The organism is Cellulomonas pakistanensis (genome assembly GCF_016862755.1).
Classification (GTDB): domain Bacteria; phylum Actinomycetota; class Actinomycetes; order Actinomycetales; family Cellulomonadaceae; genus Cellulomonas; species Cellulomonas pakistanensis.
Map to the genome: position 1 here is coordinate 1 of NZ_BONO01000027.1, position 25,598 is coordinate 25,598.

Here is a 25,598-nt window from a genome sequence, read left to right on the forward strand (position 1 = left end):
CGTCGTCGCGCGGGCTCGTCGTGCGGCGGGGCGTCAGCCCTCGACCGGGCGCTCCACCAGGTACGGCCGCCCGTCCGCGCCGACGACGCGGACGAACTCCGTGCGCAGCGCCTGGTCGCGCTCGCGGTCGGCGTCGGCCACCTCGCGGTCGGGCGCGAGCGGGTCGCCGACCTGCGCCGGCCCGAACACGCTGAGCAGCGCCGCCTCGCGCCTGTCGTTCGCCCTGCCGATCTTGCCCATGGCCCGCCGCCTCGTCCGTCCGGATGCTGAGTGCCCTCATCATACGGGCACGAACGATCCGCGCTAGCATCGGGGCGTGACCACGCCCGCCGCGACCGACCCGCTCGCCGTCGAGGCGCAGGTCTGCCTGGCGATGTCCGCGGCGTCCCGCGCGCTGGTCGCGTTCTACCGCCCGCTGCTCGAGCCGCTCGGGCTCACCCACCCGCAGTACCTCGCGATGCTGGCGCTCTGGCAGCACGGCGACCTCACGCTCAAGACCCTCGCCGGCCTGCTGCACCTGGAGCCGGCCACCGCCTCGCCGCTGGTCCGCCGGCTCGAGGCGCTCGGGCTGGTCTCCCGCGCGCGCGACGGCGTGGACGAGCGCGCCCTGGCCATCCGGCTGACCGACGCGGGGCGGGCGATGCGCGAGCGCGCCGTCGGGATCCCGGCGGCGATGGCCGAGGGGCTGCGGCTCGACGCCGGCGAGGTCGGTCGGATCCGGGAGGCGGCGGAGCTGCTCCTGGCGGCGTGCGAGAGCGCGGGGGCGCGCCGGGCGTGAGCCGCGGCGGCGGGTCCGGTGCCGGGTGCCGTCAGCGGCCCAGCGCGTGCTCCACCGTCGTGCACGGGTCGCCCGGCTCGGCGTCCCGGTAGCCGCACGCCGCCCGGCGCAGCAGCAGCCCGACCGCGCGGCGCTCCTCGGGCTCCAGCGCGCCGAACACCGCGTCCTCCGCGTGGGCCACCCGCTGCTCGAGCTCGGTGAGCAGCGTCGCGGCCGCGGCCGTCGCCAGCACCCGCCGCTGGCGCCGGTCGACCTCGGCGACGCGGCGCTCCACGAGGCGGGCCCGCTCCAGGTCGTCGACGAGGTACGTCATCACCGTGCGGTCGATGCCCAGGCTGGCCGCGAGCGCGGCCTGGCTCGGGTGCGCGCCGCGGACCACCTCGCGCAGCACGAGGAACCCGCGGAAGCCGTGCGGCACCGCCGCGACGGCCGTCGTCATCGCCCGCTCGTAGGCGCGGAGCAGCACGCCCAGCGACCAGCCCAGGTCGGAGTCCGTGGCGTGCTCGTCGGTCGCGGTCACAGGGGAAGCGTACGCCCCGGCCGGTGGTTGAGCCAATCATCTGTACGACATACGATCGGGAGAACCGACGGCATCGTCGGGACATCGAGACGAGGCGGACATGACGGACTACGGCCACGACCTGCTGTTCGGGTCGTTCATCACGCCGGGCAACGCGGCGCCCGAGCGCGTCGTCGGGCTCGCGCAGCTCTCCGAGCAGGCGGGGCTGGACCTCGCGACCTTCCAGGACCACCCGTACCAGCCGTCCTTCCTCGACACCTGGACCCTGCTGTCCTACGTCGCCGCGCGGACCGAGCGGATCACCCTCGCGCCGAACGTCGCGAACCTCCCGCTGCGCCCGCCGGCCGTGCTCGCCCGCTCCGTCGCCAGCCTGGACCTGCTGTCCGGCGGCCGGGTCGAGCTCGGCCTCGGCTCCGGCGCGTTCTGGGACGCCATCGAGGCGATGGGCGGCCGGCGGCTCACCCCGGGCCAGGGGGTGGACGCCCTCCGGGAGGCGATCGCGGTGATCCGGGCCCTGTGGGACACGAGCGAGCGCGCCCGCGTCGACCTGCCGGGGGAGTACTGGCCGCTGGCCGGCGCCAAGCGCGGCCCCGCGCCCGCCCACCCCGTCGGGATCTGGGTCGGCGCCTACAAGCCGCGGATGCTCCGGCTCACCGGGCAGCACGCCGACGGCTGGCTCCCGTCCCTCGGCTACCTCAGCAGCATGCAGGACCTCGACGACGCCAACGCGCGCATCGACGACGCCGCGGCCGCGGCCGGGCGCGACCCGCGCGCCGTGCGGCGGCTGCTCAACGTGGGCGGGCGGCTGTCCGCTCGCCGCAGCACCGACCTGCTGACCGGCCCGCCCGAGCAGTGGGTCGAGCAGCTCGCGGTCCTCGCCCTCGAGCACGGCACAAGCGCGTTCATCGCCACGGGCGACGACCCCACCCTGCTCACCGTCCTCGGGCAGGAGATCGCCCCGGCCGTGCGCGAGCTCGTGGCCGCCGAGCGCGGCGGCGCCGGGACCGCGCCGGCCGCCGTCGTGGCGGGGGAGGCGTGAGCATGGACCTCGGGCACCCCCTGCAGCTCGGCGTCGAGCTTCCGCTCGGCGCGGACGACCCCGGCGCCGCGGCGCGGCTGGCCGCGCGCGCCGAGGACCTCGGCCTCGACCTGGTCGTCGTCACGGACCCGGGCGCCGACGGCGAGCCAGGGCTCGACGCGTGGACCGCGCTGGCCGCCGTCGCGGGCCGCACGGAGCGCGTCGACCTCGCGGCGCGCGGCCTGACGCTGGACGACCGCCCGCCGGCCGTGCTGGCCCGCGCCGTCGCGAGCCTGGACCACCTGGCGGGCGGGCGCGTGACGCCCGGGCTCGCCGCCGGCGCCGGGGCCGACCGCGACGAGGCGCTCGACGCGCTGGCCGAGGGCGTCGACGTCCTGCGCGGGATGTGGGACGCCGCCGACCCCGGGCCGCTGGCGCTCGAGGGCCGGCACCACCGCGTCGTCGGGGCGCAGCGCGGGCCGGCGCCCGCGCACACCCTGGCGCTGTGGCTCGGGGACGGGCGGACGCCGGCCGACACGGGGGCGCGCGTGCTCGCCGCGCGGGTCGCCGACGGCTGGTGGCTGCCGGTGGCGGACGACGCGACGCCGGAGCGGCTCGCCGCCGTGCGCCGCGAGCAGGCCGCCCTGGACGCCGACCTCGCCGCCGCGGGCCGCGACCCGCGCGAGGTGCGCCGGGGGCTCGTGCTCGACGCCGGGGTCGGCACCCTCGTCCTCTCCGCCGCCGACGAGGACGCGCTCGCCGCGTTCGCCGAGGTCGCCGCGGCCGTCCGGGACCGCGTCGCCGCCGGGCGCGCCGCCCGCGGCACCCGGGTCGGCACCGTCCGGAGCGCCGCCGTGCGGGCCGCCCGGGCCCCCGGCATCGACTACGACGCCGTCCCCGCCGCGCTGGTGGGCACCGCGGTCGAGCCAGGCGACGCGGGGTACGCCGCCGTCCGGTCGACCTACATGCGCGGTGGTCGGCCCGGCCTGGTCCTGCGCCCGGGCTCGACGGCCGAGGTCGTCGAGGCGCTCGCCTACGCCCGCGCGCAGGACGTGCCGCTCGCCATCCGCAGCGGCGGGCACGGCATCAGCGGCCGGTCGACCAACGAGGGCGGCGTCGTCCTCGACCTGTCCCGGATGACCGCGATCGAGGTCCTCGACGTCGCGACCCGGCGCGTGCGGATCCAGCCCGGCGCCCGCTGGGGCGAGGTCGCCGCGGCCCTGCACCCGTACGGCTGGGCCCTGACCTCCGGGGACTACGGCGGCGTGGGCGTCGGCGGCCTCGCCACGGCCGGCGGCATCGGGTTCCTGGTCCGCGCGCACGGGCTGACGCTCGACCACCTGCGCGCCGCCGAGGTGGTGCTCGCCGACGGCTCGGTCGTCCGGGCGAGCGACGACGAGAACCCGGACCTGTTCTGGGGCGTGCGCGGCGCCGGCGCGAACCTCGGCGTCGTCACGTCCTTCGAGTTCGAGGTGGACGAGGTCGGCGACGTCGGCTTCGCCCAGCTCGTATTCGACGCGTCGGACACCGAGCAGTTCCTCGTCGACTACGGCGCCACGCTGGAGGCCGCGCCGCGCGACACCACGGCGTTCCTCATCATGGGTCCGCCGCGGGGCGGGGTCGTGGCCGCCCAGGTCATGGCGATGGTGGACTCCGACGACCCGGACACGATCATCGAGCGGCTGACCCCGTTCGCCCGGATCGCGCCGCTGCTGCAGCAGCAGGTCCAGGTCGTGCCGTACCCGGCGGTCGTGTCCGTGCCGCAGCGGCACACCTCGGACGGCGAGCCCGTCACCCGGTCCGGCATGGCCGAGCACCTCACGCCGGAGCTCGCCGCGGACGCCGCCCGGCTGGTCCGCAGCGGCGCGACGCCGTTCTTCCAGATCCGGGCCGCCGGCGGCGCGGTGCACGACGTCCCCGCCGACGCCACCGCCTACGCGCACCGGTCGGCGAACTTCAGCATCGTCGCCATGGGGAGCAGCCGGCGGCGGATCGACGCGATCTGGGACGCCATGGCGCACCACTTCGACGGCGCCTACCTGTCCTTCGAGACCGACCGCCGGCCCGAGCGGCTCGCCGACGTCTACCCGGGTGCCACCCTGGAACGGCTGCGCGGGCTGAAGCGGCGGTACGACCCGGAGGACGTCTTCCGGCACAACTACTCCGTCGCCGAGCCGCCGGCCGTCGTGGTCTGACCGGCGCCGGCCGCGGCCCGCTCGGGGTCCGACCCCGGGTCCGCTCGGGGTCGGGCCTCCGCCGTGAGGAGGAGGCCGTGCTCCCCCAGGGGGACCCGGTACGCCCCTCGCGGGACCGCAAGATACGGCCCAGGGCCGATCCGCCGCCGGGGTGCGGCGCGCCAGGATGGAACCCGTCAGCACGTCGAGGGCCGGAACGAGGGGAACCGTCATGTCGCCGCAGGTGTGGATCGTCGTCGCGGGCCTCACGGCCGTGATCGTCGTCGTCGGCCTGGGCGACCTCGTCACCCGGGCCCGGGACGGACGCCTGCGCGTGCGCCGCTGACCGCCGCGGGCGGTCGCCGGGAGGAGGGCCCGGCACCGCCCCCACGGCCGCGTGGCCTCGCGCCACGCAGGACGACGCCCGCGCCCCCCGGGGGGAGGCGCGGGCGTCGTCGTCGGTCGCGGCCCGTCGGCGGGCTACTTGCCGATCTTGTCGTCGGCCTTCTGCTCGAGGTCGTCGATCTTGTCGGCGTTGCCGCCGCCCGACTTCTTCGCCGCGGTGTCGCCCGCCTTCTCGATGCCGGCGTCGCTGGCCTTCTCCGTGATGTCGTCCAGACCCATGGTGCGGTCCTCTCGTCGCTCGGATGGTGCGGAGCGGGTCGCCGGGCGGCCCGCCTCCGCCAGTCTCGGCCGGGGCGTGCGCGGGCGCGACCGGGGCGGGGCGTGTCGGTGGTCGCCGGTATCACCCCGGCCGGGCACCGCTACCTCGTGCGCCCGGGCACCGGCCGGAGCCACGACGCCACCACCGACCCGGACGACGCGCCGCCGCCGTTCTGACGCGACGCACCGCCCCGTTCTGGCGCGACACGTCGCCCCCGGTCCTCGTGCCGCCCGGACCTCTCGCGGCTCGACCGCGGGGAGCACCCGTCGGTGTCCGTCGCGCGGGCGTCGCCGGTCGGGTCAGCCGTCCGGCCGATGTGCCACGCCGCCGCGTCCCCCTGTGGTCGTGCCCGTACGGCGGCGGGAGGGGCCGCGATCCCTCCCGGGGGATGACGACACGACCAGCCGTGCCGCGCGACGGTGGGTGGACACCGCCGGACCCGCCGGCCGAGCGCACGAGGAGGCACCGTGACCGGTCTCGACCCCGCTGATCGCAGCGGCACCGCGGCCGCGGGCCTCCGTCCGCCGTCGACCGGCCGGCGCCCGGGCGCCGACCCGGCGTCCGGCACCGCCGCCGAGCCGGGTGCCCGCGCCGACCACGCGGTCCGGCTCGCCGCCGCTCTGCACTCCGCCGGCGTGCGCGCCGGTCACCGCGTGTCGCTGGTGCTCGGGCCGGGCCCCGCGCGATCGGCCACGGTCGCGGCCTGCCTGCGGCTGGGTGCCGTCGTGGTGGTGGTGAGTCCCGATCTCCCCGCCGCCGAGGTCGCCGCGGCGCACGCCGCGGCCCGCCCGGACGTGGTGGTGGGGGACCGGGACGGCCTGCGGCTCGTCCACCGGCTGCGCGGGCCGGCGCTGCGGCTGGCCGCCGACCGCCCGCGGCTGGCGGACCGGTTCGTCGGCGGGGCGCTCCCGCTGGTCGACCTGGTGACGCGGCACCTGCTCGTGGCGCTGCCGCCGGAGCCGGACCCGGACGGGGACGCGGCGCTGCTGTTCGTCCGGTCGGACCGCCCGGGCGAGGGCCCGCTCGGCGTGCACTGGACCCACGCCGACCTGGACGCGCTCGCCAGGTCGACCGGCGGCGGTGACCGCCAGGGCCCCGTCTCACGAGGAGCGCGCGCGGCGTCGGTGCCGCTCGCGCGCGACGTGCTGGCGGCGGCCGGTCGGTGGCCCCGCCGGAAGGTCCACGTCGACGGGCCCGCGCCGGCGCGGCACCCGGCGCTGGTCTAGCAGCCGTCCCGAGGTCGGCGCGCGCCTCAGCCCGGCGCGGTGACGAACACGTCCAGCAGCTCCGGGTGGTGCGCGTGCACGAGCACGCCGAAGACGACCAGGTCGAACAGCAGGTGCACGGCCACCACGTAGGGCAGCGACGTGCTGCGCGCGAAGATCCACCCCTGGACGAGCGCGAACGGCACGGTGAGCAGCGGGCCCCACTCGCGGTAGCCGAGCTCCCAGAGGAACGAGACGAAGACGACGGACTGCAGGACGTTCGCGGTCCACAGGCCCAGGTGCTGGCGGAGCAGCGCGAACACGGTGCAGATGAAGAACAGCTCGTCCCAGATGCCGACCGCGTTGACGCCGACGAACAGGCGGGCGATGTCCTGCCCGCCCGCCAGGTCGGGCCAGTTCCGGTACGCGCCCGACCCGATGAAGTAGAACGGCAGCAGCAGGTAGCCGATGACGACGACGGCCGCGAGGTAGGTCCACTGCCAGCGCGTCCAGCGGCGTCCGGTCGCGACGGGGAACCGGATGCTGCGCTGCCGGAACAGGTACCGGGACAGCGCCCAGGGCACGAGGACGGCGAGGGACAGGGCGACGGTGAACCGCGCCATGCCGGCGTCGGACAGGTCGGCCTCCAGCGAGATCGCCGACACGATCGCCATCCCGGTGCCGATGAGCGCGAGGTCCCGCCCGAGCGCGCGGTCGACGGCCAGCCCGAGCGCGATGCCCGCGACGAGCGGGAGGTAGCCGAGCGGGCGGACGTGCACGGCGAAGATCAGCACGGCGGCGCCGCACACGAGGGCCGCGGCGAGCAGCCGGGCGGGGGAGCCGATGTCCCAGGGGGCGCGGGTGCCGGCGGTCGTGGACCGGGCGGTGGGCTCGGCGGGGGTGGCGGGCGTGGCCGCGGCGGAGGGGGTCACGCGCCCAGCGTGCCCGACCACCGCGCCGCCCGCGCGCCCTCGCTGCGTGGGGCCCCGGCGCGGTCGGCCCGCGCGGACCGCGGCAGGCGGGCCCGTAGGCTGCGCGCGTGTCCCCTCCGGCCGCGCGCGGCGTCGACAGCCGCGCCCTGCCCCTGTACGCGGCGGGCGCGGTCCCGGTGTCGTACGTCATCGACGGGATGGACGAGCTGGTCGCCCGGGAGACGGTGTGGGAGCCGCACGCGCACCCGACGCACGAGCTGCTGTGGAACCTGCGCGGCGCGTCGAGCGTCACGGTGGGCGACCGCACGTGGGCCATCACGCCGACGACCGGCCTGTGGCTCCCGGCGGGGACCGTGCACACCGCCCGGGCGCCGGCGGGCACCTGGTACCGCGCCGCCCAGTTCGGCGTGCACGCGGTCCGGCCGCTCGCGGACGCCCCGGTCGGGGTGGAGGTGACGCCGCTGCTCGCGCTGCTGCTGGAGCGGCTGCGCGACGCGGCGCTCGCGGAGGACTCCCGCGCGCTGACGGAGCGCATGGTGCTGGACGTGCTGGAGCCGGCGCCCCGCGAGGTCCGGGTCACGACGCCCGGGTCCGCGCTGCTCCGCCCGGTGGTTGCGGCGGTCGAGGCCGACCCCGGCGACCCGCGGGCGCTCGCGGACTGGGCCGCCGAGCTCGGGGTGAGCGCGCGCACGCTGACCCGCGCGTTCCGCGCGGAGACCGGGCAGAGCCTGGGCGGCTGGCAGGCGGCGGTCCGCGTCCAGCGCGCGGTGCTGCTGCTGGCGGCGGGCGAGCGGGTCGAGGACGTCGCGGACGCGGTCGGCTACCGGTCGGCGAGCGCCTTCGGCGCGGCGTTCCGCCGGCAGACGGGCCGGTCGCCCAGCCGGTTCCAGCCCGCGGCGGCGCCGGTGCGCGTCCCGATCGCGACAGGCGACGTCCCGATCGCGTGATTGCGCCAGTCACACAGCCTCACCTAACTTAGGCACGCCTCACCCGCCGCGCGGACCGGATCCGCGCAGGCCGGAGGCACCTCATCCGCCTCCTTCGAGAGTGAGCTCCGCTATGCGCACCCGTCGCCTGTCCGCCCTGGCCGCGGCCGGATCGGTCGCCCTCGTCCTCGCTGCGTGCAGCAGCACCCCCTCCGACGCGTCGTCCGACGAGGCCTCCGCGGCCCCGTCCGCCGCGGAGCTCCCGATCACGATCGAGCACGCCTTCGGGACGACGACGATCGACGAGGTGCCGGAGCGCGTCGCGACGGTCAACTGGGCCAACCACGAGGTGCCGCTCGCGCTCGGCGTGGTCCCGGTCGGCATGGCGGCCGCCAACTTCGGCGACGACGACGGCAACGGTCTGCTGCCGTGGGTCGAGGAGAAGCTCGAGGAGCTCGGCGGGGAGGAGCCGGTGCTGTTCGACGAGACGGACGGCATCGACTTCGAGGCCGTCGCGGACACCGCGCCCGACGTCATCCTCGCCGCGTACTCCGGCCTCACGCAGGAGGACTACGACACGCTGAGCGAGATCGCGCCGGTCGTCGCCTACCCGGAGCAGCCGTGGGCCACGTCGTGGCGCGACATGATCCTGGTGAACGCGGCCGGGATGGGCCTGGCGGCCGAGGGCGAGGAGCTCGTCATCGAGCTCGAGGGCGAGATCGCCGACACCGTCGCGGCGCACCCGGGCCTGGAGGGCGTGTCGACGATGTTCCTGACGCACGTCGACACCACCGACCTCAGCACCGTGAACTTCTACACGGCGAACGACACCCGCGCCGCGTTCTTCGCGGACCTGGGCCTCAGCACGCCGGACGCCGTCGAGGAGGCCTCGGCCTCCGGCGAGTTCTCGGGCAGCATCAGCGCCGAGCAGGTGGACGTGTTCGACGACGTCGAGCTCATCGTCACCTACGGGGACCAGGCGCTGGTCGACACCCTGAAGGCCGACCCGCTGCTGTCCCAGATGCCCGCCGTCGAGAGCGACTCGATCGTGTTCCTCGACGGCTCGGGCCCGCTCGGCACCGCGGCCAACCCGACGCCGCTGTCGATCTCCTGGGTGCTCGAGGACTACGTGGCGATGCTCGCCGACGCCGCGGGCGCCTCGGCCGAGTGACCCGCCGCGCGTGACCCTCGCCCCACCCGCACCCGAGCCGGGCGTCGCCGTCGTGCGGCGCCCGGCCCGCGTGCGCCTGCTCTGGCTGCTCGTCGTCGTCGCCGTCCTCGCGCTGCTGGTCGCGGCGTCGCTGGCGATCGGCTCCCGGGAGATCTCCTGGGCGGACCTCACCGCGGCGCTGGGCGGCGCGACGGACAACGTCAGCCAGGCCGCGGTCGCCAAGCGGATCCCGCGCACGGTGCTGGCGCTGCTCGTCGGCGCCGCGCTGGGGCTGTCCGGCGCGGTGATGCAGGGGGTCACGCGCAACCCGCTCGCCGACCCCGGCATCCTCGGCGTCACGATGGGCGCCTCGCTGGCCGTCGCGGTCGGCGTCGCCTGGTTCGGCATCTGGACGCAGACGGCGTTCATCTGGACCGCGATCGTCGGCGCGGGCGTCACCGCCGTCTTCGTCTACGTCGTCGGGTCGCTGGGCAGCGGCGGGGCGACCCCGCTCAAGCTGGCGCTCGCCGGGGCGGCGACGTCGGCGGCGTTCGTGTCGTTCATCAGCGCGGTCGTGCTGCCCCGCGGCGACATCGCCGAGAGCGTGCGGTCCTGGCAGATCGGCGGCGTGGGCGGCGCGGGCTTCTCGAGCATCGGCGCGGTGCTCCCGTTCCTCGCCGTCGGCACGGCGATCTGCCTGCTGGCCGCCCGCGGGCTGAACTCCCTGGCGCTGGGCGACGAGCTCGCCGCCGGGCTGGGGGAGCGGGTCGCGGTCGCGCGCGCCCTCGCGTCGCTCGGGGCCGTGCTGCTCGCCGGCGGGGCGACCGCGGTCGCCGGGCCCATCGCGTTCGTGGGGCTCGTGGTGCCGCACCTGTGCCGCCTGCTGGTCGGCGTCGACCACCGGTGGCTGCTGCCGTTCTCCGCGCTCGCCGGGGCCGGGCTCGTCACCGCGTCGGACGTGGTCGGCCGGGTGGTCGCGCGGCCGGAGGAGCTCGACGTCGGCATCATCACCGCCCTGGTCGGCGCGCCGTTCTTCATCTGGGTCGTCCGCCGGCAGAAGGTGCGCGAGCTGTGACCGCCCTCGCCGCCGCGCCGGGCACCGCGCGCGCCGCCGACGCCACCGCGGACGCCGTCCGGGCCGGGCGCGTCGGCCGGCTGCGCCGCCGCCGACGCGCGATCGCGGTGCTGGTCGTGCTCGTGGTCGTCGTGCTGCTCGCGAGCCTGATGGTGGGCCGCACGTTCTACCCGCCGGCCGACGTGCTCCGCGTGGTGCTGGGCCAGGACGTCCCCGGGGCGTCGTTCACGGTCGGGCGGCTGCGGCTGCCGCGCGCCGTGCTCGCGGTCGTCGCCGGCGTCTGCTTCGGCCTGGGCGGCGTCACGTTCCAGACGATGCTCCGCAACCCGCTGGCCAGCCCGGACATCATCGGCATCAGCACCGGCGCCAGCGCCGCGGCCGCGGTCGGCATCGTGTTCCTGGGCCTGGGCGGCGCGCAGGTGGCGCTGTTCGCGATCACCGCGGGGCTCGCCGTGGCCGCGCTGGTCTACGTGCTCTCGTTCCGGCAGGGCGTGCTCGGCACCCGGCTGGTCCTCATCGGCATCGGCGTCGCCGCGATGATGGAGAGCGTCACGTCCTACGCGCTCAGCAAGGCGCCGCGCTGGGAGCTGCAGGAGACGATGCGCTGGCTGACCGGCAGCCTGAACGGCACGGGCTGGGGCGCGGTCGTCCCGGTGCTGCTCGCCCTGCTCGTGCTCGGCCCGGTGCTGCTCGCGCAGGCGCGGAACCTGTCCCAGCTGCAGCTCGGCGACGACACCGCGTCCGCGCTCGGCGTCCGGGTGGAGCGCACCCGCATCCTGCTGATCGGCGCCGCGGTGGGCCTCATCGCGTTCGCGACCGCGGCGGCCGGCCCGATCGCGTTCGTCGCGTTCCTCTCCGGCCCGATCGCCGCCCGGGTCGTCGGCCCGCGCGGCTCGATGCTGGTGCCGTCCGCGCTGGTCGGGGCGCTGCTCGTGCTGGTCGCCGACCTCGCGGGGCAGTACGCGTTCGGCGCCCGCTACCCGGTGGGCGTCGTCACGGGTGCGCTCGGGGCGCCGTTCCTCATCTACCTGATCACGCGGACGAACCGCACGGGAGGCTCGCTGTGACCACGTCCCACACGCTCGAGGCGACCGGGCTCACGCTCGGCTACCGCGACCGCACCGTGGTCGACGGGCTCGACCTCGCGGTGCCGCCGGGGCGGATCACGGCGGTCGTCGGCGCGAACGCGTGCGGGAAGTCGACGCTGCTGCGCTCGATGTCCCGCCTGCTCGCCCCGCGCGGCGGGCAGGTGCTGCTCGACGGCCGCCAGGTGCACCGGACGCCCGCCAAGGAGCTCGCCCGCACGCTCGGGCTGCTCCCGCAGTCGCCGCTCGCGCCGGAGGGGATCACGGTCGCCGACCTGGTCGGCCGCGGGCGGCACCCGCACCAGCGCGTGCTGTCCCGGTGGAGCCGCGAGGACGACCGCGCCGTCGCCGCCGCGCTGGAGGCCACCGGCACGGTCGAGCTCGCGGAGCGCCCGGTCGACGAGCTGTCCGGCGGGCAGCGGCAGCGGGTGTGGATCGCGATGGTCCTGGCCCAGGAGACCGACCTGCTGCTGCTCGACGAGCCGACCACGTTCCTCGACGTCAGCCACCAGGTCGAGGTGCTCGACCTGCTCACCGACCTGAACCGCGACCGCGGCACGACGATCGTCATGGTGCTGCACGACCTCAACCTCGCCGCGCGGTACGCGGACCACCTGGTGGCGATGGCCGGCGGGAAGGTGCTCGCGGCGGGCGACCCGTCGGACGTGCTGACGCCCGGGACGGTGCGGGCGGTGTTCGGGCTGGAGAGCCGGGTGATCACCGACCCGCTGTCGGGGCGGCCGCTGATGCTGCCGGTCGGGCGGCACCACGCGGACGCGGCGGTGGCCGCCCGCTAGGGGCGCGCGCGGCGCTCACGGCGCCAGGAACGGGACCCCGCCCAGCAGCAGCACCAGCGCGATCAGCATGCCGCCGCTCACGCGCAGCAGGTCGCGCCGGCCGCGGCGGGACCCGCGGTACCGCTCGCGGGTGGACCAGGTGGCGACGGCGGAGAGCAGGAACAGCGCCGCGCCGACCAGCGGCGGCCACGCTCCCCGCTGGAGGGCCAGCCCGACCGCGACCACCGACAGCACCGGCGCGGTCCCGGAGAACACCTGCATCTGCCAGGACCACAGGTCCAGCCCGGGCGGCGGCGCGCGGTGCCCTCGCGGGTCGGCGGGGTCGACGTGCGCCTCGCCCGGCGCCAGCGGCTCCGTCCGCTCGACGAGGCCCGGGATCGGGGTCTGGCTGCGGCGGGGCACGCGGCGACGGTACCCGGTGCAGGAGACGCAGAGGTCACGGGTCCGCACGAACCCTCACAAGTCGGCAGGTCCCGGCCGATCGGAGGACCGGGTGGCGAGCGCTCTCCCCGCGCGCCGCCCGGACCACCCCCGCCCCCGGAAGGATTCCCCTTGCTGCGACCGACTCGGATCCTGCTGCGCGACGGCGAGACCCGCGCCCTGCTGCGCGCGGTCGACCTGCGCGGCCACGCGGTCCGCATCGAGGGCACCGGGGGGAGCCTGCGGGTGGAGGACACCACGACCGAGACGCTGCTGGTGGACGCGCCGATGGCCCGGCTGGAGCTGATCGACGGCGAGGCGATCCACTACGAGGGCGCGGGCCGGGTGCTCGACCAGCGCGAGCTGCGGCACCTGCGGATCACGCTGGAGTTCGCGGAGCCGGCGACGCGGTCGCTGCCGCGCGTGCCGCGCTGACGGCGCGCCCGCCGCCGCCCCGCACGACGAAGGCCCGGTCCCTGACGGGGCCGGGCCTGCGTGCTGGTGCCCTCGATAGGATTCGAACCTACGACCTTCTGCTCCGGAGGCAGACGCTCTATCCACTGAGCTACGAGGGCGGGTCACGGCGGCGCCACCCGCGAGCGAGCGGCGCGGTGCACGAGACTACCAGGCTCTCAGTCCTCCCCGAGCAGCCCCGACAGGTAGACGCTCGTCTCCTCGACGGCGCGCACGTCGTCGCCGGCCGCGATGGCGTCCACGAGGCCGTCGTGGTTGTCGCCGTCCTGCAGGATCTGCGCGAAGTTGAACCGGATGTTGTCCGTGATCGCGTCGATCAGGTTCTCGTACAGGGACAGCAGCACGGGGTTGCGGGCCGCGCGGGCGATGGCCCGGTGCAGGGCGAGGTCGGCGGCGACCATGCGGTCCAGCGCGCCGGACCGGTACGCCTCGGCGCGCTGGTCGCGCAGGCCGGTGATGGTGGCGACGTCGGCGGCGGTGCGGCGGCGGGCGGCGAGCCGGGCGGCCTCGACCTCCAGGCTGCGTCGCACCTCGACGACGTCGCGCTGCCGGGCGTCGGCGATCTGCCGACCCATGCTGACGGCGAGCTCCGAGGTCGACAGCACGTAGGTGCCCGAGCCCTGCCGCCGCTCGACGAGCCCGGCGTGCACCAGGGACTGCACCGCCTCGCGCACGGTGTTGCGGCCGACGCCGAGCAGCTCGACCAGGGCGGGCTCCGGCGGGATGCGGGCGCCGACCGGCCAGTCGCCGGAGGTGATGCGTGCTCGGAGCTGCGCCACCGTCGCGTCGATGAGTCCGGTGCGTCGCGTCATGCGGAGTAGTCTCCCTGGTCAGTTGTGCCGCGATTCAACACGACCGGGGCACCCGTCCGCCAGCGCCCGACGACGCGCGCCCCCGCTCGCCAGAACCGAGGCCGCATGTCGTCCACCGCCCCGCCCGCCGGCTCCGTCGCGCCCTGGCGGGGGCGCCGCGTGGTGCTGCTCGGCGTGGTGCTGGTGGCGCTGAACCTCCGGATCGCGGTCGCGTCGGTGTCGCCGATCCTCGACCTGGTGCGGGCCGACGTCGCGCTGTCGCCGACGGAGGCGGGCCTGCTCGGCACGATCCCGGTGGCGTCGTTCGCCGCGTTCGGCTCGATCACGCCGGTGCTCGCGCGCCGGGTCGGGCTCGAGCCGCTGCTGGTCGCGGCGATGCTGCTGTCGGTCACCGGCGAGGTGGTCCGCTCCTCGACCTCGACGGCCGCGGGCTTCCTGGGCTGGTCGGTGATCGCCCTGGCCGGCATGGGCATGGGCAACGTGCTGCTGCCGCCGGTGGTGAAGCGGTACTTCCCGGACCGGATCGGCGTGGTGACGTCGATCTACTCGGTGACGATGACGTTCAGCACGGCGCTGCCCGCGCTGCTGGCGCTGCCGGTGGCGGAGCGGCTGGGCTGGCGCACCGCGCTGTCGGTCTGGGCCGTCGTCGGGGTGGTGGCGGCGGTGCCGTGGGTGGTGGTGATCGCCCGCTCGGCGGCGGCGCGCTCGGCGCTCGGCGGGCTGCTGCGGCGCGGCCCGGCCACCACCCCCGCGCTGACCTCGCGGCACCGGCAGGGCGGCCGCGTGTGGCGCAGCCCGCTCGCGTGGGGGATGGCGGTGACGTTCGCCATGAACTCCCTCGACTCGTACGCGATGTTCGCCTGGCTGCCGCAGATCCTGGTCGACGGCGGCACGTCGCCGCACGCCGCCGGGGTGTGGCTGTCGGTGTTCGCGATCCTCGGCCTCCCGCCCGCGCTGGTGGCGCCGATCGCCGCGTCCCGGATGCGGAACCCGATCGGGCTCGTCGTGGTGTTCGTGTCCTGCTGGGCGGTGTCGTACGTCGGCCTGCTCGTCGCGCCGGGCGGCCCGGTCTGGCTGTGGGTGCTGCTCGGCGGGCTGGGTCCCGGCGCGTTCCCCGTGCTGCTGGCGCTGATCAACCTGCGCACGCGCACGTCCGCGGGCGCGGCCTCGCTGTCCGGGTTCACGCAGGGCGTCGGGTACGCGATCGCCGGCACGGGGCCGCTGCTGGTCGGCGTGCTCTACGAGGCGACGGGCACCTGGACCGTCGGCCTGCTGTTCCTGCTCGGCACGCTCGTGGTGCTGCTGGTCGCGGCGACCGTCGCCTGCCGGCCGGTGATGCTCGAGGACACCTGGGGCCCGCGCAGGCCGCCGGGGGAGGCGGCGCACCCCGGCGCCGCGGGGCCGGACGCGGTCTGACCGACGGGCGGATGCCCGGTCGGGGCAGCCCCGGCGCGTCGCTACGCTTGTCCGGTGACCCCCGCTGAGCTCTCCGAGTCCCTGCGCGCCGCCCTCGCGGGCGCCGTCGCCGACGGGACCTTCGCCCTGGACGCCGCCGACCTGCCTGCCACCGTGCACGTGGAGCGACCCCGCCAGCGCGAGCACGGCGACTGGGCGACGAACGTCGCGCTGCAGCTCGCGAAGAAGGCCGGGACGAACCCGCGCGCCTTCGCCGAGGAGCTCGCGCGCCGGCTCTCCGACGCCGCGGGCGTCGCGAAGGTCGACGTCGCCGGGCCCGGCTTCCTCAACATCACGCTCGACGCCGCCGCGGCGGGCGAGCTCGCGCGCTCGGTCGTCGAGGCCGGCGCCGCGTACGGCCGCAACGAGACGCTGGCCGGCGAGTCCATCAACCTCGAGTTCGTCTCGGCCAACCCGACCGGCCCGATCCACATCGGCGGGGTGCGCTGGGCCGCGGTGGGCGACAGCCTGGCGCGGGTGCTCGAGGCGTCGGGTGCGCGCGTGGGCCGCGAGTACTACTTCAACGACCACGGCGCGCAGATCGACCGGTTCGCCCGCTCGCTCCTCGCCCGCGCGAAGGGCGAGGAGGCGCCGGAGGACGGCTACGGCGGCCAGTACATCGCCGACATCGCCGACGCCGTGATCGCGCAGGCCGCCGCGGCCGGCGAGCCCGACCCCCGCACGCTGCCCGACGCCGAGGCCCAGGAGGCGTTCCGCGCGCGCGGCGTCGACCTCATGTTCGGCGAGATCAAGCAGGCGCTGCACGACTTCGGCGTCGACTTCGACGTCTACTTCCACGAGGACACGCTGCACGAGACCGGCGCCGTCGAGCGCGCCGTGGCCCGGCTGCGCGAGAACGGCCACGTCTTCGAGGCGGACGGCGCGACCTGGCTGCGCACGACCGACTTCGGCGACGACAAGGACCGCGTCATCATCAAGTCCGACGGGGACGCCGCGTACATCGCGGGCGACCTCGCGTACTACCTGGACAAGCGCGAGCGCGGCTTCGACCGCGTCATCATCATGCTCGGCGCGGACCACCACGGGTACATCGGCCGGATGATGGCGATGTGCGCCGCGTTCGGCGACACCCCGGGGGTCAACCTCGAGATCCTCATCGGGCAGATGGTCAACCTGCTCAAGGACGGCCAGCCGATGCGGATGAGCAAGCGCGCCGGCACCGTGGTGACGCTCGAGGACCTGGTGGACGCCGTCGGCGTCGACGCCGCCCGGTACTCGCTCGCGCGGTCGTCCGCGGACTCGTCGATCGACCTCGACCTCGACCTGCTGGCGAGCGCGAAGAACGAGAACCCCGTGTTCTACGTGCAGTACGCGCACGCCCGCACCTGCGCGGTGGGCCGCAACGCCGCCGACGCCGGGGTGCGCCGCGCGGACGGCTTCGACGCGTCGCTGCTCGACCACCCGACCGAGTCGGCGCTGCTGGGCAAGATCGCCGAGCTGCCGCGGATCGTGGCGCAGGCGGCCGAGCTGCGCGAGCCGCACCGCGTCGCGCGCTACCTGGAGGAGCTCGCGGGGTCGTACCACAAGTGGTACGACCAGCGCCGGGTGCTGCCGTTCGGCGACGAGCAGGTCGGCGACGTGCACCGGACCCGCCTCTGGCTCAACGACGCCACGCGCCAGGTGCTGGCCAACGGGCTCGCGCTGCTCGGCGTCAGCGCTCCGGAGCGCATGTGACCGGCGGTCCGGACACCCCGCTCGGCCTGCCCTGGCCGGCGCACGCGGCCCGGGGCGCCGACGGGGCCGTGCGCGTCGCGGGCGTCGACGTCCGCGACCTCGCGGCGGAGCAGGGCACGCCGGCCTACGTGCTGGACGAGGCGGACTTCCGGGACCGCGCGCGCACGCTGCGCGCGGCGTTCGAGGGCGCGTTCGCCGAGGTCGGCGCCGGCGTGGACGTGTACTACGCCGGCAAGGCGTTCCTGTCCGTCGCCGTCGCGCGGTGGGCGCACGAGGAGGGCCTGCGGGTCGACACGTCGACCGGCGGGGAGCTCGCGGTCGCGCTGCGCGCCGGCGTGCCGGGCGGTGACATCGGGCTGCACGGCAACAACAAGTCGGGCGCCGAGATCGCCCGCGCGCTGGACGCCGGCGTCGGGCGGCTCATCGTCGACTCGCTCGGCGAGGTCGAGCGCGTCGCGGCGGCCGTCCGGGCCCGGGGCGCCGGCGCGCCGCCCGCGCCCGTGATGGTCCGCGTCACCACCGGCGTGCACGCGGGCGGGCACGAGTACATCTCGACCGCGCACGAGGACCAGAAGTTCGGCCTGTCCGTCGCCACGCCCGCCGACGGCGGCGACAGCCCCGCGCTGACCGCGCTGCAGCTCGTGCTGCGGCACCCGGAGCTGCGCCTGCTCGGCATCCACTCGCACATCGGCTCGCAGATCCTCGACCCGGCCGGGTTCGCGGTCGCGGCGCAGACGGTGCTCGGGCTGCGCGCCGACCTCGCCGAGCGCACCGGGTACCTGGTGCCGGAGGTCGACCTCGGTGGCGGGTTCGGCATCGCCTACCTGCCCGGCGAGGTCCCGCTGGACGTCGACCGGATCGCGAAGGAGATCGCGGGGGCGGTCGACGCGACGTGCGCGGCGCTGGGCACCCCGCTGCCGCGGCTGTCGTTCGAGCCCGGCCGTGCGATCGTCGGCCCGACGACGCTGACGCTCTACACCGTCGGCACGGTGAAGCCCGTGTCGCTCGACGAGGGCACGTCGCGGCTGTACGTCTCCGTCGACGGCGGCATGAGCGACAACATCCGGCCCGCGCTGTACGGCGCGCACTACCACGCGGCGATCGTGTCGCGGGAGGGCGCCGCGGAGATGGTCCTCGCCCGGGTGGTCGGCAAGCACTGCGAGAGCGGCGACATCGTCGTGCACGAGGTGCAGCTGCCGGCCGACGTGGCGGCGGGGGACCTGCTCGCGGTCGCGGCGACCGGGGCCTACGGGCGGTCGATGGCGTCCAACTACAACCACGTGCCGCGGCCGCCGGTCGTCGCCGTGCGCGACGGGGCGTCGCGGGTGCTGGTGCGTCGCGAGACCGAGGACGACCTGCTGGCGCTCGACCTCGGCTGAGGTCGCCCGCGGCCGACACTGCGTAGGTGGCCGGGCCCCGGGTTGAGTACCCCGCGCCGTCGATAGCGTCTGCTATCGGAGGTGGTCGAGATGGTCGACGAGGATCGGAGCCCGGACCAGGACGGGCTGACCGCGGTCGAGGCGGCGTTCACCGCGTACCTCGGCGCGACGGCGGCGCGGGCCGACCGGCTGCGGGCCGAGGCGTCGCGCGGGCTCGTGCTCGCGGTGCGGCAGGCGGCGGGGCTCGGGTGGAGCCAGCGACGGATCGCGGCGGCGCTGGGACGGAGCCAGCCGGAGGTGGCGCGGCTGCTGGGGCGCGGGGACGCGGTGCCGGCGGCGGTGGACCTCGTGCCGGCGACGGCCGACGTGGCGGTCGGCGGCGAGCCGGGCGACGGGCACGGCGGGGCGGAGCCGGAGACGGTGCTCAGCCGGGTGCTGGGGCGGCAGCGGGACGCGATCGTCACGGCGGCGAGCAAGCACAGGATGTCGAACGTCCGGGTGTTCGGGTCCGTCGCGCGCGGGGAGGACGGGCCGGAGTCCGACGTGGACCTCCTCGTCGACCTGGAGCCGGGCGTGAGCCTGTTCGATCTCGCGCGTCTGGAGGTCGAGCTCACTGACCTCCTGCGCCGACCCGTCGACGTGGTGCCCGCGAGGATGCTCAAGCCGCGGGTCGCCCGCACGGTGGAGGCGATCGCGCTGTGAAGCGGACGACGACGGACCTGGCCGACGACGCTCTCGAGCACCTCACTCTCATCCGCCGCTACGTCGGTGAGTACGGCCTGGACGAGGAGGTGGCGCTCGACGCGGTGGCGCTCCACCTCTCCAGCGCACTCGACTGCATCGGCAAGATGCCCGCTGCTGATCGTGACGCCGCGTGCGGCAGCGAGTGGCCGCAGATCCGTTCGCTGCGGAACCGGATCGCGCACGGGTACCTCTGGATCGAGGCGGACGTCGTGCGCGGCGTCGTCCGCGAGCACCTCGACGGCTTGGAGCAGCGGCTCGTGGCGCTCGTGGCCCGTCCGGATCCGGACGTCTGACGCGCGCGCCGGGTCGCACGATCCCGAAACGGTCGTGCGGCCCGGTACGTGCTCCCGCCGGACCGCCGCGCCCACGGTGTGGATACCCGGCCGCCCGCCGATGGGGTCCCCCTATCCTGTGGTCCGGTCGGGCGCCGCTGCGCCGGACCCCACCCCAGCAGGCCCGGATCGGACCGGGCGTGATCGGAAGGTGCACGCGGTGACCGCAGAGCCCGTCAGCCCCACCTCGCCCGCGCCCGGCGCGACCGACCGCCCCGCGGTGCGCGTCGCGCTGCTCGGCTGCGGCGTCGTCGGCTCGGAGGTCGTCCGGCTGCTCACGACGCAGGCGTCCGACCTCGCCGCGCGGGTCGGGGCGCCGCTGGAGCTCGTCGGCGTCGCCGTGCGGGACGTCGACGCGCCGCGCGACCCCGTCGTGGACCGCGCCCTGCTCACCGCCGACGCCGAGGCGCTGGTCGCGAAGGCGGACGTGGTGGTCGAGGTCGTCGGCGGCATCGAGCCGGCCCGCGGGCTGCTGCTGCGCGCGATCGAGCACGGCGCCGCGGTGGTCACCGCGAACAAGGCGCTGCTCGCCGAGGACGGTCCCACGCTCTACCAGGCCGCGGACGCCGCCGCCGTCGACCTCTACTTCGAGGCCGCGGTCGCCGGCGCGATCCCGCTGGTCCGGCCGGTCCGCGAGTCGCTCACCGGCGACCGCGTGCACCGCGTGCTCGGCATCGTGAACGGCACGACCAACTACGTGCTGGACCGGATGGCGACCGACGGGCTCGAGCTGGCCGACGCGGTCGCCGAGGCGCAGGCCCTCGGCTACGCGGAGGCCGACCCGACCGCGGACGTCGAGGGCTTCGACGCGGCGGCGAAGGCGGCCATCCTCGCGTCGCTCGCGTTCCACACCCGGGTGTCGATCGACGACGTCGACCGCCAGGGCATCATGCAGATCACCGCCGACGACGTCGCCTGGGCCGCGCGCACCGGGCACGTCATCAAGCTGCTCGCGATCGCCGACCGCCGGACCGGCGAGGACGGGGCCGAGGGCGTCCAGGTGCGCGTGCACCCGGCGCTGGTGCCGCTGAGCCACCCGCTGGCGGGGGTGCGCGGCGCGTTCAACGCGGTGTTCGTCGAGGCGGACGCCGCCGGCGAGCTCATGTTCTACGGCCGCGGCGCGGGCGGCGCCCCGACGGCGAGCGCGGTGCTCGGCGACGTCGTGTCCGCCGCCCGGCACCGGGTGCACGGCGGGCGCGGCCCGGCCGAGTCCTGGTACGCGGCGCTCCCCGTGCTGCCCGCGGAGTCGGCGCGCACCCGGTACCAGGTGCGCCTCGACGTCGACGACCGGCCCGGCGTGCTCGCGCACGTCTCCGCGGTCCTCGCCGAGCACGGCGTGTCGATCGAGGCCGTCCGGCAGACGCCGGCCGACGCGCCCGCCGAGCCGGCGGTCGAGGCCGACGACGCCCCCGGGGTCGCGCGCCTGGTCATCACCACGCACGAGGCGCCGGAGGCCGCGCTCGCCGCCACCGTCGCCGCGATCCGCGACCTCGACGCCGTCCGCGAGGTCGTCTCCGTCCTGCGAGTCGAGGGAGCCTGATGGCACACCAGTGGCGCGGCGTGATCCGCGAGTACGCCGACCGGCTGCCCGCGCACGTCCAGCAGCGCGTCGTCACGCTGGGCGAGGGCGGCACCCCGCTCGTCGAGGCGCCCGCGCTGTCGGCCCTCACCGGCGCCGAGGTGCTCGTCAAGGTCGAGGGCATGAACCCGACCGGCTCGTTCAAGGACCGCGGCATGACGACCGCGATGTCCGCCGCAGCGGGCCGCGGCGCGAAGGCCGTCGTGTGCGCGTCGACGGGCAACACGTCGGCGTCCGCCGCCGCGTACGCCACCGCCGCCGGCATGGTCTGCGCCGTGCTCGTGCCGGACGGCAAGATCGCGATGGGCAAGCTCAGCCAGGCGGTCGCGCACGGCGCCACGCTGCTGCAGGTCGACGGCAACTTCGACGACTGCCTGATCGCGGCGCGCAAGCTCGCGGAGGCGTACCCGGTCGAGCTCGTGAACTCGGTCAACCCGGACCGCATCGAGGGCCAGAAGACCGGCGCGTTCGAGATCGTCGACGCGCTCGGCGACGCCCCCGACATCCACGCGCTGCCCGTCGGCAACGCCGGCAACATCACCGCGTACTGGAAGGGCTTCCGGGAGTACGCGGGCCTGGACGCCGGCGCGGACCTCGCGCCGGTCGCCACCCGCACCCCGGCGATGTGGGGCTTCCAGGCGGCGGGGGCCGCGCCGATCGTGCACGGGTACCCGATCACCGAGCCGGAGACCATCGCGACCGCCATCCGCATCGGCAACCCGGCGTCCTGGGCCCAGGCCGAGGCGGCGCGGGACGTGTCCGGCGGGCTCGTCGAGGCCGTGACGGACGACGAGATCCTGCACGCGCACCGGGTGCTGTCGTCGCAGGTCGGCGTGTTCGTCGAGCCGGCGTCCGCCGCGGGCGTCGCGGGCATCCTGCGGCTCGCCCGGGAGGGCCGCGTGCCCGCCGGCGCGCGCATCGTCGTGACGGTCACCGGCCACGGCCTCAAGGACCCGCAGTGGGCGCTGCGGACGGCCGACGGCACGGAGGTCGAGACCACCCGGGTGCGCCCCGACGTGGTGGAGATCGCCGCCGCGCTCGGCCTCGGCTGAGGCGCGCGGTGCGACTGGGAGCCGACCGGGCGCGGGTGCGCGTCCCGGCGACGAGCGCGAACCTCGGCCCGGGGTTCGACGCGCTGGGCCTCGCGCTCGCCCTGCACGACCAGGTCGAGGTGCGCGCGCTCGGCTCGGCGGACGTGGTCGTGGACGTCGTGGGGGAGGGCGCCGAGGAGGTGCCGTCCGGCGACGACCACCTGGTCGTCCGCGCGCTGCGGCACGCGCTCGACCACGTCGGCGCGCCGCAGACCGGCCTGCACCTGACCTGCCGCAACCGCATCCCGCACGGCCGGGGGCTCGGCTCGTCGGCCGGCGCGGTGGTCGCCGGGCTGCTCGCCGCGCGGTCGCTCGTGGCGGAGCCGGAGTCGCTCGACGACGCCGTGGTGCTGCGGCTCGCGACCGAGCTCGAGGGGCACCCGGACAACGCTGCGCCGGCGCTGCTCGGCGGCGCCACGGTGGCGTGGTCCGAGGGCGACGCGGTGCGCGCGGCGCGGCTGCCGGTGCACGCCGACGTGGCGCCGGTGGCGGTCGTCCCGGCGAGCCGGCTCTCGACCTCGCACGCGCGCGGCGTGCTGCCCGAGCGCGTGCCGCACGGCGACGCGGCGTTCCAGGCGGGCCGCGCGGCGCTGCTGGTGGAGGCGCTCGGCCGGCGCCCCGACCTGCTGCTGCCGGCCACCGAGGACCGGCTGCACCAGGGCTACCGGCGCCCCGTGATGTCCGAGAGCCTGGCCCTGGTCGACGCGCTCCGCGCGCGGGGGGTCGCTGCGGTCGTGTCCGGGGCAGGCCCGACCGTGCTGGTGCTCGCCCGCGCGGTCGGCGCCGCCGCCTCGGACGGCAGCCGGCCGACGGACGCGGACGAGGCGCTGCGGCAGGTGTTCGGCGGGGTCATGGGCGGCTGGCGCATCGTGCCGCTCGCCATCGACGCGGCGGGTGCGACGGCGCAGATCCTGCCCTGAGCGGGCGGTCCCCGGTGCTATGCTGGCGCCGTTCCCCGGACTCCGTCCTGACACCCGCTCAGCCGTCTTCCGGTGCAGCGCCGCTCAGGAGATCCGAGACGGGGGACGCTCCAGCCCACGCGAGTCGACGCGATCGGCGCGACCCGTGCGGCTTCACCGATGCGCCGGCCCGTCAGAGGCCGGACGCGGACCGCGCGCCACGACCGAGGGCGGCGGTCCCCGACGAGGGGGAAGGGTCCTTCGTGACAGACACCATCGAGCCCGCCGTGAGCAGCGACTCCGGCGGCTCCGCCCGTGGTGGCGCCATCTCCGCGATGCGCATGCCCGAGCTCCAGGCCCTCGCGGCCGAGCTCGGCGTGACGGGCACGTCCCGGATGCGCAAGAGCGACCTGGTGGACGCGATCCACGCCAAGCGGTCCGGCGGCGGCGAGCGCCCCGCGGCCCGCACCCGCCGCGCGGCGACGCGCGACGCGGGCCGGCCCGACGCCGCGCCGGCCACCGAGACCACCGCCCCGGCCGCCGTGCCCGCCGAGCAGGCGCCCGCCGAGGACGCGCCGCGCGGCCAGCGCCGCCGCGCCGTCCGCGCCGAGTCCGGCCCCGCCCCGGCCGCCGAGGCCCCGGCCGAGCCGCGCGGCCGCGTCGACGTGCTCGCCGGCCTCGAGGCCGTCGAGCGCTCCCTCGACTCCCGCCAGCAGGCCGATGACCGGGCGGCCCGCGCGGCCGACGCGGTCGGCGCCGTCTCCGGCGAGCGCCGCTCCCGCCGCGCGGGCCGCGGCACCGGCGCCCCGACGGTCGACGTCACGCTGCCCGAGGGCCCGACGTCGGGTCCCTCCCGCGGCGAGCGCACCGACCGGCCTGAGCGCGCGGAGCGGGCCGACCGCGGCGAGCGCGACGGCGGCCAGCGCGACGGCGGCCAGCGCGACGGCGGCCAGCGCCGCCAGCAGCCGCAGCAGCAGGAGGCCGAGCGCGAGCGGGCTTCGCAGGACCAGCCGCAGGACGGCGGCCAGGACGACGACGAGCGCGGCGGCCGCCGCCGGCGCTCCCGCGACCGGTACCGCGACCGCGACGGCCGCAAGCGCGGCCGCGGCCAGCGCGCCGGCGACCTGCCCTACGAGGAGGTCGAGATCGACGAGGACGACGTGCTCGTCCCGGTCGGCGGCATCCTCGACGTGCTGGACTCGTACGCGTTCGTCCGGACCAGCGGCTACCTGCCCGGCCCGAACGACGTGTACCTCCCGCTCGCGCAGGTCCGGAAGGCCGGCCTGCGTCGCGGCGACGCCATCACCGGCGCCGTCCGCGCGCCCAAGGAGGGCGAGCAGCCGGGGCAGGGCCAGGGCGGCAACCGGCCGAACAAGGCCAACGCCCTCGTCCGGCTGGACACCGTCAACGGCATGGCGCCGGAGCAGGCGCGCCAGCGCCCGGAGTTCTCCAAGCTGACGCCGCTCTACCCGCAGGACCGCCTGCGGCTGGAGAACGAGACGAACCACCTGACCCCGCGGGTCATCGACATCGTCGCCCCGATCGGCAAGGGCCAGCGCGGCCTCATCGTCGCGCCGCCGAAGGCCGGCAAGACGATCATCATGCAGCAGATCGCCAACGCGATCACCGCGAACAACCCCGAGGTCCACCTCATGGTCGTGCTCGTCGACGAGCGCCCCGAGGAGGTCACCGACATGGAGCGGACCGTGAAGGGCGAGGTCATCGCCTCGACCTTCGACCGCCCCGCCTCGGACCACACCATGGTCGCGGAGCTCGCGATCGAGCGCGCCAAGCGACTGGTCGAGCTCGGCCAGGACGTCGTGGTGCTGCTCGACTCGCTGACCCGCCTGTCCCGGGCGTACAACCTGGCGGCCCCGGCCTCCGGGCGCATCCTGTCCGGCGGCGTCGACGCCTCGGCGCTCTACCCGCCCAAGCGGTTCTTCGGCGCCGCGCGCAACATCGAGCACGGCGGCTCGCTGACGATCCTCGCCTCCGCGCTGGTGGAGACCGGCTCCAAGATGGACGAGGTCATCTTCGAGGAGTTCAAGGGCACCGGGAACATGGAGCTCCGGCTCTCCCGCTCGCTCGCGGACAAGCGGATCTTCCCGGCGGTCGACGTCAACGCGTCCGGCACCCGGCGCGAGGAGATCCTCATCGCGCCCGACGAGCTCAAGATCGTCTGGAAGCTCCGCCGGGTCATGGGCGCGCTGGACCAGCAGCAGGCCATCGAGCTGCTGCTGGGCAAGCTCCGCGAGACCCGGAGCAACGTGGAGTTCCTGCTCCAGGTGCAGAAGACGACGCCGTCGCAGAACGGCCACGGCCACCACGACGAGAGCCAGCAGCGCGCGATCGTCTGACGCGCGCCGCACGCCGCCCGGGGCGGCACCTCCGCGA

25 protein-coding genes and 1 tRNA gene are annotated in these 25,598 nt (G+C 76.3%); 19 read left to right on the forward strand and 7 right to left on the reverse strand.

The window, feature by feature from the left end; translation table 11 throughout:
• Window positions 1–33: 33 nt before the first annotated feature.
• Complete coding sequence (locus tag Cpa01nite_RS15525; RefSeq protein ID WP_203669661.1) at window positions 34–240, reverse strand: hypothetical protein; 207 nt, start codon at window positions 238–240, stop codon at window positions 34–36.
• A gap of 76 nt (window positions 241–316) precedes the next feature.
• Between Cpa01nite_RS15525 and Cpa01nite_RS15530 the strand changes: the two genes are divergently transcribed.
• Entirely contained in the window at window positions 317–778 is a 462-nt protein-coding gene (locus Cpa01nite_RS15530) for a MarR family winged helix-turn-helix transcriptional regulator (protein ID WP_239068836.1), read from the forward strand.
• A 31-nt stretch (window positions 779–809) separates the two neighbouring features.
• Here Cpa01nite_RS15530 and Cpa01nite_RS15535 read toward each other — a convergent pair whose 3' ends face one another.
• Window positions 810–1,298, reverse strand: coding sequence for a MarR family winged helix-turn-helix transcriptional regulator (locus tag Cpa01nite_RS15535; protein ID WP_203669662.1), 489 nt, complete (start codon window positions 1,296–1,298; stop codon window positions 810–812).
• Between the two features lie 100 nt (window positions 1,299–1,398).
• On the opposite strand from Cpa01nite_RS15535, the gene Cpa01nite_RS15540 reads away from it, so the two are divergent.
• Both Cpa01nite_RS15540 and Cpa01nite_RS15545 read left to right on the forward strand, forming a co-directional pair.
• On the forward strand, window positions 1,399–2,337 hold the full coding sequence (locus Cpa01nite_RS15540; RefSeq protein WP_203669663.1) for an LLM class flavin-dependent oxidoreductase: 939 nt from the start codon (window positions 1,399–1,401) through the stop codon (window positions 2,335–2,337).
• Window positions 2,338–2,339: 2 nt separating this feature from the next.
• Window positions 2,340–4,511, forward strand: coding sequence for an LLM class flavin-dependent oxidoreductase (locus tag Cpa01nite_RS15545; RefSeq protein ID WP_203669664.1), 2,172 nt, complete (start codon window positions 2,340–2,342; stop codon window positions 4,509–4,511).
• Window positions 4,512–4,970: 459 nt separating this feature from the next.
• Here Cpa01nite_RS15545 and Cpa01nite_RS15550 read toward each other — a convergent pair whose 3' ends face one another.
• Window positions 4,971–5,114, reverse strand: coding sequence for a hypothetical protein (locus Cpa01nite_RS15550; RefSeq protein WP_203669665.1), 144 nt, complete (start codon window positions 5,112–5,114; stop codon window positions 4,971–4,973).
• A gap of 507 nt (window positions 5,115–5,621) precedes the next feature.
• On the opposite strand from Cpa01nite_RS15550, the gene Cpa01nite_RS15555 reads away from it, so the two are divergent.
• Complete coding sequence (locus Cpa01nite_RS15555; protein WP_239068837.1) at window positions 5,622–6,380, forward strand: AMP-binding protein; 759 nt, start codon at window positions 5,622–5,624, stop codon at window positions 6,378–6,380.
• Between the two features lie 26 nt (window positions 6,381–6,406).
• Here Cpa01nite_RS15555 and Cpa01nite_RS15560 read toward each other — a convergent pair whose 3' ends face one another.
• Window positions 6,407–7,204, reverse strand: coding sequence for a CPBP family intramembrane glutamic endopeptidase (locus tag Cpa01nite_RS15560; protein ID WP_203669713.1), 798 nt, complete (start codon window positions 7,202–7,204; stop codon window positions 6,407–6,409).
• A 194-nt stretch (window positions 7,205–7,398) separates the two neighbouring features.
• Between Cpa01nite_RS15560 and Cpa01nite_RS15565 the strand changes: the two genes are divergently transcribed.
• From Cpa01nite_RS15565 to Cpa01nite_RS15585, 5 genes are all read left to right on the forward strand, one after another.
• Window positions 7,399–8,238 (forward strand): helix-turn-helix domain-containing protein, encoded by an 840-nt coding sequence (locus tag Cpa01nite_RS15565; RefSeq protein WP_239068838.1) that lies wholly within the window; start codon window positions 7,399–7,401, stop codon window positions 8,236–8,238.
• A gap of 112 nt (window positions 8,239–8,350) precedes the next feature.
• Window positions 8,351–9,388, forward strand: coding sequence for an iron-siderophore ABC transporter substrate-binding protein (locus Cpa01nite_RS15570; protein ID WP_203669667.1), 1,038 nt, complete (start codon window positions 8,351–8,353; stop codon window positions 9,386–9,388).
• 10 nt (window positions 9,389–9,398) lie between these two features.
• Window positions 9,399–10,442, forward strand: a complete 1,044-nt coding sequence (locus Cpa01nite_RS15575) for a FecCD family ABC transporter permease (RefSeq protein ID WP_203669668.1) — start codon at window positions 9,399–9,401, stop codon at window positions 10,440–10,442.
• Complete coding sequence (locus tag Cpa01nite_RS15580) at window positions 10,439–11,509, forward strand: FecCD family ABC transporter permease (RefSeq protein ID WP_203669669.1); 1,071 nt, start codon at window positions 10,439–10,441, stop codon at window positions 11,507–11,509. Before Cpa01nite_RS15575 ends, Cpa01nite_RS15580 begins: the two co-directional genes overlap by 4 nt.
• Window positions 11,506–12,324, forward strand: coding sequence for an ABC transporter ATP-binding protein (locus Cpa01nite_RS15585; RefSeq protein ID WP_203669670.1), 819 nt, complete (start codon window positions 11,506–11,508; stop codon window positions 12,322–12,324). Before Cpa01nite_RS15580 ends, Cpa01nite_RS15585 begins: the two co-directional genes overlap by 4 nt.
• 15 nt (window positions 12,325–12,339) lie before the next feature.
• Here the strand turns inward: Cpa01nite_RS15585 and Cpa01nite_RS15590 are convergent, their stop codons facing one another.
• Window positions 12,340–12,726 carry a hypothetical protein gene (locus Cpa01nite_RS15590; RefSeq protein WP_203669671.1) on the reverse strand — a complete coding sequence of 129 codons (387 nt, stop codon included), beginning with the start codon at window positions 12,724–12,726 and terminating at the stop codon, window positions 12,340–12,342.
• 150 nt (window positions 12,727–12,876) lie between these two features.
• Here Cpa01nite_RS15590 and Cpa01nite_RS15595 point away from each other — a divergent pair, with 150 nt between their 5' ends.
• Window positions 12,877–13,179: a hypothetical protein gene (locus tag Cpa01nite_RS15595; RefSeq protein ID WP_203669672.1), complete on the forward strand. Its 303-nt coding sequence runs from the start codon at window positions 12,877–12,879 to the stop codon at window positions 13,177–13,179.
• 64 nt (window positions 13,180–13,243) lie between these two features.
• On the opposite strand, the gene Cpa01nite_RS15600 is transcribed toward Cpa01nite_RS15595, so the two are convergent.
• Window positions 13,244–13,319: transfer RNA gene (locus tag Cpa01nite_RS15600), tRNA-Arg, on the reverse strand.
• Between the two features lie 57 nt (window positions 13,320–13,376).
• Complete coding sequence (locus tag Cpa01nite_RS15605) at window positions 13,377–14,030, reverse strand: FadR/GntR family transcriptional regulator (protein ID WP_203669673.1); 654 nt, start codon at window positions 14,028–14,030, stop codon at window positions 13,377–13,379.
• A gap of 105 nt (window positions 14,031–14,135) precedes the next feature.
• On the opposite strand from Cpa01nite_RS15605, the gene Cpa01nite_RS15610 reads away from it, so the two are divergent.
• The 9 genes from Cpa01nite_RS15610 (at window position 14,136) to rho (ending at window position 25,561) form a co-directional block, all read left to right on the forward strand.
• Window positions 14,136–15,446, forward strand: coding sequence for an MFS transporter (locus Cpa01nite_RS15610; protein ID WP_203669674.1), 1,311 nt, complete (start codon window positions 14,136–14,138; stop codon window positions 15,444–15,446).
• A 54-nt stretch (window positions 15,447–15,500) separates the two neighbouring features.
• A complete protein-coding gene (gene argS, locus Cpa01nite_RS15615) occupies window positions 15,501–17,180 on the forward strand; it encodes an arginine--tRNA ligase (RefSeq protein WP_203669675.1) in 1,680 nt (559 codons plus the stop codon).
• Complete coding sequence (gene lysA / locus Cpa01nite_RS15620) at window positions 17,177–18,559, forward strand: diaminopimelate decarboxylase (RefSeq protein ID WP_203669676.1); 1,383 nt, start codon at window positions 17,177–17,179, stop codon at window positions 18,557–18,559. The genes argS and lysA overlap by 4 nt, the downstream gene beginning before the upstream one ends.
• A 90-nt stretch (window positions 18,560–18,649) precedes the next feature.
• On the forward strand, window positions 18,650–19,261 hold the full coding sequence (locus Cpa01nite_RS15625) for a nucleotidyltransferase family protein (RefSeq protein WP_203669677.1): 612 nt from the start codon (window positions 18,650–18,652) through the stop codon (window positions 19,259–19,261).
• On the forward strand, window positions 19,258–19,596 hold the full coding sequence (locus Cpa01nite_RS15630) for a HepT-like ribonuclease domain-containing protein (RefSeq protein WP_203669678.1): 339 nt from the start codon (window positions 19,258–19,260) through the stop codon (window positions 19,594–19,596). Before Cpa01nite_RS15625 ends, Cpa01nite_RS15630 begins: the two co-directional genes overlap by 4 nt.
• 199 nt (window positions 19,597–19,795) lie before the next feature.
• A complete protein-coding gene (locus Cpa01nite_RS15635) occupies window positions 19,796–21,175 on the forward strand; it encodes a homoserine dehydrogenase (RefSeq protein ID WP_239068839.1) in 1,380 nt (459 codons plus the stop codon).
• Window positions 21,175–22,266, forward strand: a complete 1,092-nt coding sequence (thrC, locus tag Cpa01nite_RS15640; protein WP_203669680.1) for a threonine synthase — start codon at window positions 21,175–21,177, stop codon at window positions 22,264–22,266. Before Cpa01nite_RS15635 ends, thrC begins: the two co-directional genes overlap by 1 nt.
• Window positions 22,267–22,274: 8 nt before the next feature.
• On the forward strand, window positions 22,275–23,225 hold the full coding sequence (gene thrB, locus Cpa01nite_RS15645; protein WP_203669681.1) for a homoserine kinase: 951 nt from the start codon (window positions 22,275–22,277) through the stop codon (window positions 23,223–23,225).
• Between the two features lie 242 nt (window positions 23,226–23,467).
• Window positions 23,468–25,561, forward strand: coding sequence for a transcription termination factor Rho (rho, locus tag Cpa01nite_RS15650; protein WP_203669682.1), 2,094 nt, complete (start codon window positions 23,468–23,470; stop codon window positions 25,559–25,561).
• The last annotated feature ends 37 nt before the right edge of the window (window positions 25,562–25,598 follow it).